Here is a 16,194-nt window from a genome sequence, read left to right as displayed (position 1 = left end):
GATCAGACCTCCGTCCGCAGCAGGCGCAGGTACACGACCGAGAACAGCGAGCCGATCAGCAACAGCAGCAGTGCCACCGCCGTGCCGTAGCCGATCAGGCTGTTCTGGAAGGCCTGTTCGTACATGAACAGCGGCAGCGTCTGGCTCCTGCCGCTCGGGCCGCCGCGCGTCATCACCCAGATCAGGCCGAACACCGACAGCGTCTGCAGGGTGTTGAGCATGAGGTTGGTGCCGATGGAACGGCGGATCATCGGCAGCGTGATGTGCCACATGCGGCGCCAGCCGCTCGCCCCGTCCACCTCGGCGGCCTCGGTGACCTCCTTCGGGATCTCGTTCAGGGCGGCCGAGTACACCAGCATCGAGAACGCCGTGCCCCGCCAGACGTTGGCGAAGGACACCGCCAGGATCGGCAGCGTGAACAGCCAGTTCTGGGACGGCAGACGGAGCCAGTCCAGGATGGCGTTGAGGGTGCCCTCGCGGCGGAAGAAGGCGTAGAGCAGGAAGCCCGCCACCACCTCCGGCAGCACCCACGCCGTGACAACGATGCCGCCGGTGAGCGTACGGACCGGCTTCGAGGCCCGCTGCATCAGTGAGGCCAGCGCCAGCCCCAGGGTGTTCTGCCCGATCAGCGACGACAGCACCGTGAAGACCAGGGTCAGCCACACGGCGTTGAGGAACGCCTCGTCCTGGAAGGCCCGCCGGAAGTTGTCGAAGCCGACGAAGGACTCCTCGGCCTGCCCGGTGAGCTGGAGGTCGGTGAAGGCGATGACGACGCAGTAGACGATGGGGCCGGCGAGGAAGAGCAGCAGCAGGACGACGGCGGGGGAGACGGGCAGGGCGCGGACCAGGGAGCGGCGCACGGCGCCAGGCCCCGGGCGGGCCGGGACGGCGGCGGGCGGGCCCGGCGGGACCTTGCGGACGTCCGGGCCCGTGTGCCGCGGCGCGGCCGCGGTCACTTGCGGACCACCTGGCCGTCGGTGGCCTCCTTCAGCGCCTCGTCGTAGCCGCGCGCCGCCTCCTCGACCGACATGTCACCGGTCGTCACGCCCTCCATGGCCTCCTGGACGGCCACGGACACCTTCGGGTACGCCGGGTAGGCGGGCCGGTAGTGGGTGCTGGCGACCAGGTCGGTGAAGAACTTGATGCCGGGCTGGGCCCGGACGTACGCGGGGTCGCTCGCGACGTCCTCGCGGACCGCGATGCCGGAGTTGGCGACGTACCACTTCTGCGCGTTCGCCTTGGTCTGCATGGTCTTGATGAACTCGAAGGCCAGGTCCGGGTTGGCCGCCTTGGCGGGGATCGCCCAGGTCCAGCCGCCGGACATGCTCACCTTGCCGGGGGCCTGGCCCTTCTGGGTCGGCATGGCGGCCAGGCCGAGCTTCTCGGACCACTCGGGCCACTCGTGGCCGCTGCCCTCCAGCCAGTCCTGCGGCAGCCAGGAGCCGTCCAGGGCGATGCCGAGCCTGCCCTGCGGGAGGAGCTCGCCGCGGACCGTGGTGGAGAAGTTGGGGTCGAGCGCGTCGGACACCTCGGGGCCGAGCTTCTCCTTGTAGACCGTCTCGACGAACGCGAGGGAGTCCCTGAAGCCCTGCCCCGCCGCGATCCACTTCTTGCTGCCCTTGTCGTACAGCGGGTCGGTGGTCCCGTCGTTCGTGCCGTACAGCAGCATCTCGAAGCCCTGCATGGTGGCGGCCTCGCCGGCGGGCTTGCCCGTGTACACGTTCAGCGGTGTGACGCCGGGGACCTTCTCCTTGATGGTGCGGGCCGCCGAGAGCACGTCGTCCCAGGTCCTCGGCTGCCAGTCGGCGGGCAGACCGGCCTTGGCGAAGACGTCCTTGCTGAACCACAGCCCGCGGGTGTCGGTGCCGTCCGGGACGCCGTACGTCTTGCCGTCCTCGCCCTTGGCCGCGGCCTTCGCGGTGTCGATGAACCTGTCCCAGTCCTGCCACTTGGCGAGGTAGGCGTCGAGGGGCTTCAAGTACCCGCTGGTGATGTCGGAGTTGATGAGGAAGGTGTCCTCGTAGACCAGGTCGGGCGCGGTCTTGGGGGAGCGCAGCATCTGCTGCACCTTGGTGTAGTACTCCGAGTCCGGGGCCTTGATCGGGACGAGCTCGACCTTCTTGCCCGGGTGGGCTTTCTCGAACTGCTTCTTGATGTCGGCGAGATAGGTGTCCATCACCTTGACGGAGTTGTCCGTCGACTGCTTGAAGGAGACCTTCACCGTGTCCGGATCGCTTCCGGAGCCGCTCGAACAGGCGGCGAGTGCGGTGGAGGCGAGCGCGGTCAGGGTGACGAGAGAGGTGAACCGGACGGTGGGACGCACGGGCAACGACCTCCTGCTGGCGCACGACGTTGTGGCCGGGACGGCTGCTCGGCGAACGTAAGAGGGGTGGTCCAGCCAGGTCAATGCGTGTGCGGTGGATTACCTGCGCGGATTGCCTGCGCTCATCTGCTCCGGTCGGTGTCCCGGATCCACCGGTACACCAACTCCGGCCGCCCCACCTGCCCGTAGAGCGGGCTCCGCCGTGCGCGGCCGGTGTCCACCAGGTGCTCCAGGTAACGGCGGGCGGTGATCCGCGAGATGCCCACGGCCTCGGCCACGCCGGCCGCGGTGAGGCCCTCCTCCGCGCCCCGCAGCGCGCCCGTCACCCGTTCCAGCGTGGGCGCGCTGAGTCCCTTGGGCAGCGCCGCCGGGCCGGGGGCCCGCAGTGTGGCCAGTGCCCGGTCCACCTCGTCCTGGCCGCTCGCCTCCCCGACGGTGCCCCGGAACTCGGCGTACCGCACCAGCCGGTCCCGCAGGGTGGCGAAGGTGAACGGCTTCAGCACGTACTGGACGACGCCCAGCGACACGCCCTCCCGTACGACCGTCAGGTCCCGGGCCGACGTCACCGCTATCACGTCGGTGTGATGCCCGGCCGCCCGCAGCGAACGGGCCAGCTGGAGCCCGTGCACGTCCGGCAGATGCAGGTCGAGCAGCAGCAGGTCGACCGGCGTACGGTCCAGCAGGCGCCGCGCCTCCGCCCCGGTGTGCGCCTTGCCGACGGCCGTGAACCCCGGCACCCGCCCGACGTACATCACATGCGCGTCGGCGGCGACGGGGTCGTCCTCGACGACGAGCACGCGGATGGGCTGCTGCTCACTCATCCCCGGCCTCCGCGACCCGGTCTGCGGACCGGGGTCCTGCGCGCGGCCGCGACGCGGGGCTCCGGGCGGTGCGGGGCCGGGACCGCGAGGGGCTGCCCGACGGACAGGACGCGGCGGGGGTGCGCGGCGGCCGGGGTCCGGTGGGGCCGGCCGACGGCCGGGAGGCGGACCGGGCACTTGGCAGCCGGGAGGCGTGCGGAGCGGTCGGCGGCCGGGACCCGGCGGGGCTGCCGGGTGGGCCGGCGGTGCGTGGCGCGGGTCGTGGTCATGCGTGGCCTCCGGGTGCCGGAGCCGGGCTGCCCGTCGGTGACGTAGCCGACGCCGGTGTCGGCGTACCGGCGGCGCCCTCCAGCGGCAGCCGTGCCTCGAAGCGGGCGCCGCCCCCGTCGGCCTCCGTCACGGTCAGCGTGCCCCCGTGCCGGTGCACCGCCTGATGGACCAGCGCGAGACCCAGGCCCCGTCCGCCGGGCCCGGACGGCTTGGTCGAGAAGCCCCGCTGGAAGAGCAGGCCGGCATGGGCGGGGTCGACGCCCGCACCGGTGTCCGACACCCGCAGCACCAGCTCCGAGCCGCCCCCGTGCGTGTCCCTGTCCGTGTCGGTGTACGCCGCCACCGTCACCCGCGAGGGCACCCGGCCCTGGGCCGCGTCCACCGCGTTGTCGATCAGGTTGCCCAGGATCGTCACCAGGTCCCGGGCGGGCAGCGACGACGGCAGCAGCCCGTCGTCCAGCCGGCTGTCCTGCGACACCACCAGTTCCACTCCCCGCTCGTTCGCCTGTGCCGTCTTGCCCAGCAGCAGCGCGGCCAGCACCGGCTCGCCGACCGCCGCCACCACCTGGTCGGTGAGCGCCTGCGCCAGCTCCAGCTCGGCCGTCGCGAAGTCCACCGCCTCCTCGGCGCGCCCCAGCTCGATCAGCGAGACGACCGTGTGCAGCCGGTTGGCCGCCTCGTGCGCCTGCGAGCGCAGCGCCTGCGTGAAGCCGCGCTCCGAGTCCAGCTCGCCCATCAGCGACTGCAGCTCGGTGACGTCGCGCAGGGTCACCACCGTGCCCCGGCGCTCACCGCCCGAGACCGGCGAGGTGTTCACCACCAGCACCCGCTCGGCCGTCAGGTGCACCTCGTCCACCCGCGGCTCCGACGCCAGCAGCGCCCCCGTGAGCTGCGCCGGCAGGCCGAGGTCGGCGACCGAGGTGCCGACCACGTCGCCGCTCACGCCGAGCAGCTCCCGTCCGCCGTCGTTGATCAGCGCGACACGGTACTGCCAGTCGAGCATCAGCAGCCCCTCCCGTACCGCGTGCAGCGCCGCCTGATGGTAGTCGTGCATGCGGCTGAGCTCGTCCGCGTTCATGCCGTGGGTGTGCCGGCGCAACCGCGCGTTGATCACGTACGTGCCGACCGCGCCGAGCACCAGGGCGCCGACCGCGACGCCGAGCAGGGCCGTCAGCTGGTCCTGCACCCGCTTGCTGATCTCCTCGACCTTGATCCCGGCGCTGACCAGGCCGACGACCCGTCCGTCGTCCCGCACGGGCGTGACCGCCCGGACCGACGGGCCCAGCGTCCCCGTGTAGGTCTCGGTGAAGGTCTCGCCGCGCTGTGCGCGCTCGATGTGCCCCTGGAAGAGACGGCCGATCTGCCGCGGGTCGGGATGGGTCCAGCGAATCCCCTGCGGGGTCATGATCGTGACGAAGTCGACGTCGGTGTCCCGCATGACGCGCACCGCGTACGGCTGGAGCCGTGCCGTCGGGTCGGCGGTGCCGATGGCCTCCAGCACGGACGGCGAGTCGGCGATCGACAGTGCCACCGACCTGGCCTGACGTCCCGCGGCCTCCTCGGCCTGCCCCCGGTCGCCGAGGTAGGTGAACAGCGCGTATCCGGCGACGACGACCGCTATCAGCACGGCCTGCATCGCGAAGAGCTGGCCGGCCAGGCTGCGGGGTCTGGGGACGCTGAGGCGCATGCCGCCAGTGTCTCTCCTGGCTGATTGCGAACTAAATGAACGCAAGGGTGACCGCGCTCACAGCTCGGGAGATAGTCACCGCATCCCCGAACCGAACCGCCCGGACGTGAGCCGCACGCCGGTGATGCCGACGACGTCGTCAAGGAGGGCCGCCGTGACAGCCGATACGGCACCTGCCGCACCCCCCGCCAAGCGGGACCGCACGCACTACCTCTACATCGCGGTGATCGTCGCGGTCGCCCTCGGCATCGCCGTCGGCCTGGCCGCCCCCGACTTCGCGGTCGAGCTGAAGCCGATCGGCACCGGCTTCGTGAACCTGATCAAGATGATGATCTCGCCGATCATCTTCTGCACGATCGTGCTGGGCATCGGCTCGGTGCGCAAGGCCGCCAAGGTCGGCGCGGTGGGCGGCATCGCCCTCGCCTACTTCATGGTGATGTCGCTGGTCGCCCTGGCGATCGGCCTGATCGTCGGCAACATCCTGGACCCGGGCACCGGCCTCGCGGTCACCGACGCCGTCAAGGAGACCGGTCACGCGCAGGTCGACGCCGAGGCCAAGGACACCACCGAGTTCCTGCTCGGCATCATCCCGACCACGATCGTCTCGGCGTTCACCGAGGGCGAGGTCCTGCAGACCCTGCTGATCGCCCTGCTCTGCGGCTTCGCGCTCCAGGCGATGGGCAAGGCCGGCCAGCCCGTGCTGCGCGGTGTCGAGCACATCCAGCGCCTGGTCTTCCGCGTGCTCGCCATGATCATGTGGGCGGCGCCGGTCGGCGCGTTCGGCGCGATGGCGGCGGTGACCGGTTCGGCCGGCGTCGACGCCCTGAAGAGCCTGGCCGTGCTGATGCTCGGGTTCTACGTCACCTGCATCCTGTTCGTCATCGTGGTGCTGGGCGCCCTGCTGAAGATCTGTACCGGCGTCAACGCGCTCTCGCTCTTCAAGTACCTGGGCCGCGAGTTCCTGCTGATCCTGTCCACCTCCTCCTCCGAGTCGGCGCTGCCCCGTCTCATCGCCAAGATGGAGCACCTGGGCGTCAGCAAGCCGGTGGTCGGCATCACCGTCCCGACCGGCTACTCCTTCAACCTCGACGGCACCATGATCTACATGACCATGGCCTCGCTGTTCATCGCCGACGCCATGGGCACGCCGATGTCGATCGGTGAGCAGATCCCGCTGCTGCTGTTCCTGTTCGTCGCCTCCAAGGGCGCCGCCGGTGTCACCGGCGCGGGACTCGCGACGCTGGCCGGTGGTCTCCAGTCGCACAAGCCCGCCCTGGTGGACGGCATCGGCCTGATCGTCGGTATCGACCGCTTCATGAGCGAGGCCCGCGCCCTGACCAACTTCGCGGGCAACGCGGTGGCCACCGTCCTGATCGGCACCTGGACCAAGGAGATCGACAAGGAGCGGGTCGCCGAGGTGCTGGCCGGGCGGGTCCCGTTCGACGAGCGGACACTCCTCGACGACAGCCACGGCGACGACGACACCCCGGCGCGGCTGCCCGAGCAGGGCGGCGAGAAGGAGCTGGCGAAGGCCTGACGCCCGCCCCGCGCATACCCCGGGCGGCTGAGGGCTCCCCCGTTGCTCAGCCGCCCGGCCTCTTCTTCCCTCCTTGCCTTGACGTCCGCGTCAAGGCTTACGTTCGTCCTCATGCGAATCGGTGAGCTGGCCGCACGCGCCGGGACCACGACGCGGACGCTGCGGTACTACGAGTCACGCGGGCTGCTGCCCGCGCGGCGGGACGCCCACGGGTACCGGACCTATGACGAGCGCGACGTGAAGCTGCTGGAGCAGATCAGGACGCTGCGCGACTTCGGGTTCGACCTGGAGGAGACCCGGCCCTTCGTGGACTGTCTGCGGGCGGGTCACCCGGAGGGCGACTCGTGCCCGGCGTCGCTCGCCGTCTACCGCCGCAAGCTCGCGGAGCTGGACGCGCTGATCGGCGAGCTGCGGGGCGTGCGGGCGACGGTCGCGGACCAGCTGGCGCGCGCGGAGGCGGCGCGGGACGGGCTGGCCACCGAGGCGCTGGTTCCGGGGGGCCCGGAGCCCGAGTGCGAACTGGGAGGGCGAGGACTGTGAGCGTAGCGAGTGGTGTGGCCGAGGTGACCGACGCGACCTTCGCGGAGGAGGTCATCGGGGCAGGGCTGCCGGTGCTGGTGGAGTTCACGGCGGACTGGTGCCCGCCGTGCCGGCAGATGGCCCCGGTGCTCACCGCCCTGGCCGCGGAGGAGGCGGACCGCCTCCGGGTGGTCCAGCTGAACGTCGACGCGAACCCGGAGACGACCAACGCCTACAAGGTGCTGTCGATGCCGACCTTCATGGTGTTCCGGGACGGTGAGCCGGTGAAGGCGATGGTGGGCGCCCGGCCCAAGCGGCGGCTGCTGGAGGAGCTGTCCGACGTGCTGTGACCTCATCGGCAAAAGAAATCCCCCGAGCGCAATTGCGCTCGGGGGATTTCTTTGCGTATATTCGATGATTCGTGACTTCAGAATAAGGGCGTCACGAAGAAGTTCACTGAGCACAGTATATGCGGGCGGGAGTGGCATTGTCAAACAACGAATTTCCGGACGATGAATTGCGGCACGAACAGGAATTCATCGACGGACTGTACGCGCGCGTGGACGCGCTGCGGGGCGACACCGAGGTCTCGGTCACGGACGCGCTCGCGCAGGGCAACACCCCCATGCAGGCCCGGCTGGAGCGGGACATCCTGGTCGCCGAGCGCTCCGGACTGCTCGCCGCGCTCAACGCGGTGGACGGCTCCCTGTGCTTCGGCCGGATCGACCTCGCCTCCGGCGAGGGCCACCACATCGGCCGCATCGGCCTGCGCGCCGACGACGCCGAACGCACCCCGGTCCTCATCGACTGGCGCGCCGACGTCGCCCGCCCCTTCTATCTGGCGACCGGCCACACCCCGATGGGCCTGCGCCGCCGCCGGCACATCGCGAGCGAGGGCCGCCGCGTCACCGCCCTGCACGACGAGATCCTCGACCTCGGCGACGAGACCCGCACCGGCCACGAGGACCCGTCGGGCGACGCCGTGCTGCTCGCCGCGCTGAACTCCGCGCGCACCGGCCGCATGGGCGACATCGTGCAGACCATCCAGGCCGACCAGGACCGCATCATCCGCGCCCCGCACCGCGGTGTGCTGGTCGTCGAGGGCGGCCCCGGCACCGGCAAGACCGCCGTCGCCCTGCACCGCGCCGCCTACCTGCTCTACGAGCACCGGGAACTGCTCGCCAAGCGCGCCGTCCTCATCGTCGGCCCCAACCCGGCCTTCCTCGGCTACATCGGCGAGGTACTGCCCTCCCTGGGCGAGACCGGGGTGCTCCTCGCGACCGTCGGCGAGCTGTTCCCCGGCGTGAAGGCCTCCGCCGCGGACACCCCCGGGGCGGCCGCGGTGAAGGGCCGGGCCGACATGGCCGACGTCCTCGCCGAGGTGGTCCGCGACCGGCAGGCACTGCCCGACCCGGTCATCGCGATCGAGCACGACCGCGACGTCCTCATGCTCGACGACGACCTGGTCAACGTCGCCCGCGAGCGCACCCGCGCCGCCGGGCTGCCCCACAACGCGGCCCGCGAGCACTTCGAGGGCCACATCCTCAACACCCTCACCGACATGGTCGCCGAACGCATCGGCACCGACCCCTACGACGGCTCCAACCTCCTCGACCCCAGCGACATCACCCAGATCCGCGACGAACTCGCCGAGAACCCCGAGGTCTGGGCGGCCGTCGACCGGCTGTGGCCCCGGCTGACCCCGCAGCGCCTCGTCGCCGACTTCCTCGCCGCGCCCGAGGCCTTCCTGTCCGCGGAGGACGCCGCCGCCGTCCGCCGCCCGGTGACCCGCCACTGGACCGTCGCCGACGTCCCCCTGCTGGACGAGGCGGCCGAGCTGCTCGGCGTGGACGACCGGATCGCCCGCTCCCGCGCCGAACGCGAGCGGGAGGAGCAGATCGCCTACGCGCAGGGCGTGCTCGACGTCTCGTACGCCTCCCGGACGTACGAGTTCGAGGACAAGGACGAGGAGGACGCCGAGGTCCTGTCCGCGCACGACATCATCGACGCCGAGCGCTTCGCCGAACGCCAGGAGGAGGACGACCACCGCAGCGCGGCCGAACGCGCGGCGGCCGACCGCACCTGGGCGTTCGGGCACATCATCGTCGACGAGGCGCAGGAGCTGTCCCCGATGGCCTGGCGGCTGCTGATGCGCCGCTGCCCGACCCGCTCCATGACCCTGGTCGGCGACCCGGCGCAGACCGCGGAGGCGGCCGGCGTCGGCTCCTGGTCGAAGATCCTCGACCCCTACGTCGAGGACCGCTGGGAGCACACCCGCCTCGGCGTCAACTACCGCACCCCGGCCGAGATCATGGACCTGGCGGCGGCCGTCGTCCGCGCCGAGGACCCGGAGTTCGCCCCGCCGAGCTCGGTGCGCTCCACGGGGGTGCGCCCCTGGATCCGCGCCGCCGGCGACCTCCCCGCCGCCGTCGCCGAGGCCGCCCGGGAGCTGGCCCCGGACGAGGGCCGCCTCGCCGTCATCGCCCCGCGCGAACTGCACCGGACCCTCGCGGCCCGGCTGGACGGTGTCACGGCGGGCGCCGAGCCGGACCTGACCCGGTCCGTCGTCCTCCTCGACCCGCGCCAGTCCAAGGGCCTGGAGTTCGACTCCGTCCTGGTCGTCGAGCCCGGCCGCTACGGCACGAGCGACCTGTACGTGGCCCTCACCCGGGCCACCCAGCGGCTCGGCGTCCTGCACACCGAGCCGCTGCCGAAGGGACTGGCCGACGCGTAGCCGGCAGGCGCTACGCCGGACGCAGCCACACCGTCGCCAGGGGCGGCAGGGTCAGCCGGATGCTCGCCGGGCGGCCGTGCCACCCCTGCGGCTCCGGCTTCACCGGGCCGGGGTTGCCCACGTCGCCGCCGCCGTACCGGGCGGCGTCGGTGTTGAGCACCTCGTGCCAGGCGGGCACCTCGTCGGGGACGCCGAGCCGGTAGTCGGGGCGGACGACCGGTGCGAAGTTCGACACCGCCAGCAGCGGGGTGCCGTCCGCGTCGCACCGCAGGAACGCGAGGACGTTGTCCTCGGCCGCGTCCCCGACCACCCACGAGAAACCGGCGGGGTGGGTGTCCCGCTGCCACAGCGCGGGGGTGTCCCGGTACACGGTGTTCAGATCGCGGACCAGGTCCAGCACGCCCCGGTGGTCGGCCGCCGCCCCGTACTGCGGATCGAGCAGCCACCAGTCGGGGCCGCGCTCCTCGGACCACTCGGCGCCCTGCGCGAACTCCTGGCCCATGAACAGCAGCTGCTTGCCGGGGTGCGCCCACATGAAGCCGAGGTACGCCCGCTCGTTCGCGCGCTGCTGCCACCAGTCGCCCGGCATCTTCGACACCAGCGACTTCTTGCCGTGCACCACCTCGTCGTGCGATATCGGCAGCACGTAGTTCTCGCTGTACGCGTACACCATGGAGAAGGTCATCTCACCGTGGTGGTACTTGCGGTGCACCGGCTCGTGGCTCATGTACTCCAGCGAGTCGTGCATCCAGCCCATGTTCCACTTCAGTCCGAACCCGAGTCCGCCGAAGCCGCTGGGCCCCTTGTGGTGCGTGGCGCGCGTGACCCCGTCCCAGGCCGTGGACTCCTCGGCCACGGTCACGACGCCCGGCACCCGCCGGTACACCGTGGCGTTCATCTCCTGGAGGAACGCCACCGCGTCCAGGTTCTCCCGGCCGCCGTGCTCGTTGGGCGTCCACTGGCCCGGCTCGCGCGAGTAGTCCAGGTACAGCATCGAGGCGACCGCGTCCACGCGCAGCCCGTCGATGTGGAACTCCTCGCACCAGTACACGGCGTTGGCGACCAGGAAGTTGCGCACCTCGCGGCGCCCGAAGTCGAACTCCAGCGTCCCCCAGTCCGGGTGCGCGGCCCGCAGCGGATCGGAGTGCTCGTACAGGGGACGCCCGTCGAACTCGGCCAGCGCCCAGTCGTCGCGCGGGAAGTGCGCGGGCACCCAGTCCATCAGCACGCCGATGCCGGCCTGGTGCAGCCGGTCGACCAGGTACTTGAAGTCGTCGGGCTCGCCCAGCCGGGCCGTGGGCGCGTAGAAACCGGTGACCTGGTAGCCCCACGAGCCGCCGAAGGGGTGCTCGGCGACCGGCATCAGCTCGACGTGCGTGAAGCCCAGGTCCTTGACGTAGGCGGGGAGCTGATCGGCCAGCTCACGGTACGTCAGACCCGGCCGCCAGGACGCCAGATGGACCTCGTACACGGACATCGGGGCCTCGTGCGCGGGCGCGCCGGCCCGTCCGGCCAGCCACTCGTCGTCGCCCCAGGTGTAGTCCGAGGCGTACACGACGGAGGACGTGGCCGGCGGCACCTCCGTGCGGCGGGCCAGCGGGTCGGCGCGGAAGGTGCGCGAGCCGTCGGGCCGGGTGATCTCGAACTTGTACAGTTCGCCCGCGTCGATGCCGGGCAGGAACACCTCCCACACGCCGGTCCCGCCGAGCGACCGCATGGGGTGGCCGGTGCCGTCCCAGAAGTTGAAGCCGCCGGCGACCCGCACCCCGCGCGCGTTCGGCGCCCACACCGCGAAGCGGGTGCCGGTCACCCCCTGGTGGGTCGTCGGGTGCGCGCCGAGCGCCTGCCACAGCTGCTCGTGCCGGCCCTCGCCGATCAGGTGCAGGTCCAGGTCGCCCAGTGTGGGCAGGAAGCGGTACGGGTCCTCGGTCTCCTGGACCGTCCCCTCGTAGGCGACGAGGAGGCGGTAGGCCGGGACCTCGTCGAGGGGCAGCAGTCCCGAGAAGAAGCCGTCGCCGTCGTGGTCCAGCTCGGCGCGCAGTTCGCCGGCCAGGACGGTCACGGCGAGCGCGTACGGCCGGAACACCCGCACGGCGATCCCGCCGGGCACCGGGTGGGCGCCGAGCACGGAGTGCGGGTCGTGGTGCGTGCCGGCCAGCAGCCGCTCCCGGTCACCGGCGTCCAGCGCGAGGGAGGCGGCGGGCACGACGGGGGCGAGCGCCGTCCTGGCGGTGGTCCGCCTCGGCGCGGGAGTCTTCCTCGCGGCGGCCTTCGTCGCGGCGGCCTTCGTCCCGGCGGTCCTCTTCACCGCCGGGGCCTTTTTCGCCGCAGGGGCCTTTTTCGTGGCGGCCTTCTGGGCGACGGCTTTCCTGGTGACGGCGTTCTCCGTCACGGTCTTCTTGCCGGCCGCCGTCTTCGCGACCACCTTCTTCGCGGCCACCTTCTTCGCAGGCGTCCCCTTCGCAGGCGTCTCCCGCGCGGCCGTCTCCTTCGCGACCACCTTCTTCACGGCCGTCTTCGCCGTCTTTTTCGCCGCCTTCTTCGCGGGTGTCCTCTCGGCGGCCGCCTTTTTCGCGCTCTTCTCCTCGGCCGTCTTCTTCGGATCCGGACCGCTGGACGGGGGGCGGGGGGTCACGGGGGAGCCTCCTAGGCGCAGGGCGAGCGGGAAAAGGGGGTCAGGAGGTGACGCCGGGCCGGTCGGGCATGGCCAGGCGGCGCACCGCGGACAGGGGTACCGGGAGCCAGTCGGGGCGGTGCCGGGCCTCGTACACGACCTCGTAGACGGCCTTGTCCGTCTCGTAGGCGCGCAGCAGCACCGGGTCGGTGCGCGGGTCGAAGCCGCCGGCCTCCGCGTACCCGGTGCAGTACGCGGCCCGGCAGGTCTCGGCCCAGCCGGGCACCGGGACGTCGGCCGAGTGCGCCGCGTAGTCGAAGGAACGCAGCATCCCCGCGACGTCCCGTACCGGCGGCTGCGGCATCCGCCGCTCGGCCAGCGGTTTCGCGGGCTCGCCCTCGAAGTCGATCAGCGACCACTGCCCGGAGGGCGACCGCAGGCACTGTCCGAGGTGCAGATCGCCGTGGACGCGCTGCGCGGTCCAGGTCCGGCCCTCGCCGGCCAGATCGGCCAGGGCCGTGAACGCCGTGCGCAGCCCGGGCGCGTACGGCAGCAGGGCGGGCACCGCGTGGACGGCCTCCTCCAGCCGCGCGGTCATGCCGTCGGCCAGCGGCCCCAGCTGGCTGTGACCCAGCGTGACCGTCGGCAGTGCGCGGGCCAGCGCGGTGTGCACCTCGGCCGTGGCCCGGCCGAGCGCCCGCGCCTCGGCGGCGAAGTCCTGGCCCTTGGCCAGTTCGCGCAGGGCCAGGTCCCAGCCGTCGGTCGCGCCCTGCACATACGGCTGGAGCACGCCCAGCACCCAGGTCTGCCCGGCCAGGTCCGCCACCATCCAGCCCGTGGGCGCGGGCACCCGGGGGCAGCCCGCGCGGGCCAGCGCCAGCGGCAGCTCCAGATCGGGGTTGATCCCGGGCACGATCCGGCGCAACAACTTGAGAATGAACGTATCTCCATACACGACCGACGAGTTCGACTGCTCGGCGGTCATCAGGCGCGGCACCAGTCCGGTGCGGATCTCCTGGTCCGGGTCGCGCTCGAAGCGGAGCCCGCCCACGCGGGCCCGGGAGCGCAGCGCCTCCAGCAGCACCTCGGCGGGCCTGGTGTCGTACAGGGCGTCGTAGGCGGTGCGTCCGGCCAGCGGGCCCTCGGTGACATGCCCGATCAGGGCGGGTGCCAGCCGGGGCGGCAGCGCCTCGCGCACACCTATCAGGAGCTGGTAGCAGTCGCCCGGCTGCTCGGGGGAGCCGAGGGCCGGCACGAGCGGCTGGTGGGCGCGCACCAGCACGTGGAAGAGGCCGAGACGGGCGTCGGCCGGCAGCAGCTCGGTGGCCGCGACCAGCGAGAACCCGGTGACCGGTCGCCCCTTGCCCGCGAACCAGCGTTGTCGCGGCAGCCATTCCCGCAGCAGCGGGTCCAGGGACGCCAGGAGTCCGGGCGGGCTCGTGACGGTGCGTATGACGGCTTCCGACATGGCGTCGCGTCCTTTCCCCGGGTCGACGGGGTGTTACTGATGCGTGCCCCGGGCGGGGCGACGGAAACCGCCGCGCCCGGGGTCTGGGCCTAAGCGGCGTCCTTGCGGAGCCGGAACCAGTAGAAGCCGTGCCCGGCCAGTGTCAGCAGGTACGGCAGCTCTCCGACCGCCGGGAAACGGACCCCGCCGAACAGCTCGACGGGGTGGCGTCCCTCGAAGGCGCTCAGATCGAGCTCGGTGGGCTGTGCGAACCGGGAGAAGTTGTGGACGCACAGCACCAGGTCGTCCTCGTACTCGCGCAGGAAGGCCAGCACGGCGGGGTTGGACGAGGGCAGTTCCGTGTACGAGCCCAGGCCGAACGCCACGTTCTGCTTGCGGATCTCGATCATCCGGCGGGTCCAGTGCAGCAGGGACGAGGGCGAGGCCATCGAGGCCTCGACGTTCGTCACCTGGTAGCCGTAGACCGGGTCCATGATCGTCGGCAGGAACAGCCGGCCCGGGTCCGACGACGAGAAGCCGGCGTTGCGGTCCGGGGTCCACTGCATGGGGGTGCGCACCGCGTCGCGGTCGCCGAGCCAGATGTTGTCGCCCATGCCGATCTCGTCGCCGTAGTACAGGATCGGCGACCCGGGCAGGGACAGCAGCAGGGCCGTGAACAGCTCGATCTGGTTGCGGTCGTTGTCGAGGAGCGGGGCGAGGCGCCGCCGGATGCCGATGTTGGCACGCATCCGCGGGTCCTTGGCGTACTCGGCCCACATGTAGTCGCGTTCCTCGTCGGTGACCATCTCCAGGGTCAGCTCGTCGTGGTTGCGCAGGAAGATGCCCCACTGGCAGCCCGACGGGATCGCCGGGGTCTTGGCCAGGATCTCCGAGACCGGGTAGCGCGACTCCCTTCTGACCGCCATGAAGATCCGCGGCATCACCGGGAAGTGGAACGCCATGTGGCACTCGTCGCCGCCGCTCGGATAGTCGCCGAAGTAGTCGACGACGTCCTCCGGCCACTGATTGGCCTCGGCCAGCAGCACCGTGTCCGGATACTGGTCGTCGATCTCCTTGCGCACCCGCTTCAGGAAGGCGTGCGTGGCCGGGAGGTTCTCGCAGTTGGTGCCCTCCTGCTGGTACAGGTACGGCACGGCGTCCAGCCGGAAGCCGTCGATGCCGAGGTCCAGCCAGAACTTCAGGGCGGAGATCATCTCCTCCTGCACGGCCGGGTTCTCGTAGTTCAGGTCCGGCTGGTGGGAGAAGAAGCGGTGCCAGTAGTACTGCTTGCGGACCGGGTCGTACGTCCAGTTCGACGCCTCCGTGTCCACGAAGATGATCCGCGCGTCCTGGAACTGCTTGTCGTCGTCGGCCCAGACGTAGTAGTCGCCGTAGGGCCCGTCGGGGTTCTTCCGCGACTCCTGGAACCACGGGTGCTGGTCGCTGGTGTGGTTCATGACGAAGTCGATGATCACACGCATGCCGCGCTGGTGGGCGGCGTCGACGAACTCGACGAAGTCGGCCAGGTCGCCGAACTCGGGCAGGACGGCGGTGTAGTCGGAGACGTCGTAACCGCCGTCCCTGAGCGGTGACTTGAAGAAGGGCGGCAGCCACAGGCAGTCCACGCCCAGCCACTGCAGGTAGTCCAGTTTGGCGGTCAGGCCCTTGAGGTCACCGACGCCGTCGCCGTTGCTGTCCTGGAAGGAGCGGACGAGGACCTCGTAGAAGACGGCTCGTTTGAACCAGTCCGGGTCCCGGTCCTTGGCCGGTGTGTCCTCGAAGGTGTCCGGTACGGGCTCGTTGACGATCATGTTGTGGGGGACCCTCCGATCTGCGGGGTGGACGGTCGCAGAACCGTGCAGACATGCGCGGGCGTCCGGCCCGGCTCGAGGCGCACATAGTTGGCCCTGCCCCAGTGATAGGTCTCACCGGTGAGCTCGTCGCGCACCGGCACCGACTCGTGCCAGTCCAGGCCGAGTTGCGGCATGTCCAACGAGACCGTGGCCTCCTGGGTGTGGTGCGGGTCGAGGTTGGCGACCACCAGAACCGTGTTCGATCCCTGCCGCTTCGAGTACACGATCACCTCCTCCTTGTCCGCGTGGTGGAAGTGCAGATCACGCAGTTGCCGCAGGGCCGGGTTCTCCCGCCGGATGCTGTTGAGTCTGGTGATGAGGGGGGCGATGGTGCGTCCCTCGCGGTGGGCGGCGTCCCAGTCGCGGGGTTTGAGCTGGTACTTCTCGCT

Annotated in this window: 12 protein-coding genes; 4 read left to right on the top strand and 8 right to left on the bottom strand. The window is 71.3% G+C overall.

Going from position 1 to position 16,194, the window contains the following annotated elements:
• Positions 1-2: 2 nt before the first annotated feature.
• From ACIRG6_RS09505 to ACIRG6_RS09490, 4 genes are all read right to left on the bottom strand, one after another.
• Positions 3-956 carry a carbohydrate ABC transporter permease gene (locus ACIRG6_RS09505; protein ID WP_364681995.1) on the bottom strand — a complete coding sequence of 318 codons (954 nt, stop codon included), beginning with the start codon at positions 954-956 and terminating at the stop codon, positions 3-5.
• Positions 953-2,323, bottom strand: a complete 1,371-nt coding sequence (locus ACIRG6_RS09500; RefSeq protein WP_364681993.1) for an extracellular solute-binding protein — start codon at positions 2,321-2,323, stop codon at positions 953-955. The genes ACIRG6_RS09505 and ACIRG6_RS09500 overlap by 4 nt, the downstream gene beginning before the upstream one ends.
• Positions 2,324-2,445: 122 nt before the next feature.
• Complete coding sequence (locus tag ACIRG6_RS09495) at positions 2,446-3,144, bottom strand: response regulator (protein WP_364681991.1); 699 nt, start codon at positions 3,142-3,144, stop codon at positions 2,446-2,448.
• Positions 3,145-3,409: 265 nt separating this feature from the next.
• Entirely contained in the window at positions 3,410-5,101 is a 1,692-nt protein-coding gene (locus ACIRG6_RS09490) for a sensor histidine kinase (protein ID WP_403321865.1), read from the bottom strand.
• A gap of 124 nt (positions 5,102-5,225) precedes the next feature.
• Between ACIRG6_RS09490 and ACIRG6_RS09485 the strand changes: the two genes are divergently transcribed.
• From ACIRG6_RS09485 to ACIRG6_RS09470, 4 genes are all read left to right on the top strand, one after another.
• Positions 5,226-6,638, top strand: a complete 1,413-nt coding sequence (locus ACIRG6_RS09485) for a cation:dicarboxylate symporter family transporter (RefSeq protein ID WP_364682104.1) — start codon at positions 5,226-5,228, stop codon at positions 6,636-6,638.
• A gap of 111 nt (positions 6,639-6,749) precedes the next feature.
• On the top strand, positions 6,750-7,178 hold the full coding sequence (locus tag ACIRG6_RS09480) for a MerR family transcriptional regulator (protein ID WP_239762934.1): 429 nt from the start codon (positions 6,750-6,752) through the stop codon (positions 7,176-7,178).
• 14 nt (positions 7,179-7,192) lie between these two features.
• Positions 7,193-7,507 carry a thioredoxin gene (gene trxA / locus ACIRG6_RS09475; RefSeq protein ID WP_318216345.1) on the top strand — a complete coding sequence of 105 codons (315 nt, stop codon included), beginning with the start codon at positions 7,193-7,195 and terminating at the stop codon, positions 7,505-7,507.
• A gap of 119 nt (positions 7,508-7,626) precedes the next feature.
• Complete coding sequence (locus ACIRG6_RS09470; protein WP_364681987.1) at positions 7,627-9,891, top strand: HelD family protein; 2,265 nt, start codon at positions 7,627-7,629, stop codon at positions 9,889-9,891.
• Positions 9,892-9,901: 10 nt separating this feature from the next.
• On the opposite strand, the gene glgB is transcribed toward ACIRG6_RS09470, so the two are convergent.
• The 4 genes from glgB to ACIRG6_RS09450 all read right to left on the bottom strand — a co-directional run.
• Positions 9,902-12,526 (bottom strand): 1,4-alpha-glucan branching enzyme, encoded by a 2,625-nt coding sequence (gene glgB / locus ACIRG6_RS09465; protein ID WP_364681985.1) that lies wholly within the window; start codon positions 12,524-12,526, stop codon positions 9,902-9,904.
• A 40-nt stretch (positions 12,527-12,566) separates the two neighbouring features.
• Entirely contained in the window at positions 12,567-13,973 is a 1,407-nt protein-coding gene (locus ACIRG6_RS09460) for a maltokinase N-terminal cap-like domain-containing protein (RefSeq protein ID WP_403321862.1), read from the bottom strand.
• 89 nt (positions 13,974-14,062) lie between these two features.
• A complete protein-coding gene (gene treS / locus ACIRG6_RS09455; RefSeq protein WP_189228575.1) occupies positions 14,063-15,763 on the bottom strand; it encodes a maltose alpha-D-glucosyltransferase in 1,701 nt (566 codons plus the stop codon).
• A partial coding sequence (locus tag ACIRG6_RS09450; protein WP_364681980.1) for a DUF3459 domain-containing protein occupies positions 15,760-16,194 on the bottom strand: 435 nt, incomplete at its 5' end. The genes treS and ACIRG6_RS09450, both read right to left, overlap by 4 nt.

The sequence above is a fragment of the Streptomyces flaveolus genome, assembly GCF_044765825.1.
Classification (GTDB): Bacteria; Actinomycetota; Actinomycetes; order Streptomycetales; family Streptomycetaceae; genus Streptomyces; species Streptomyces flaveolus.
The sequence above is the reverse complement of the archived record's forward strand: the minus strand, read 5'-3'. Positions and strand labels throughout refer to the sequence as shown.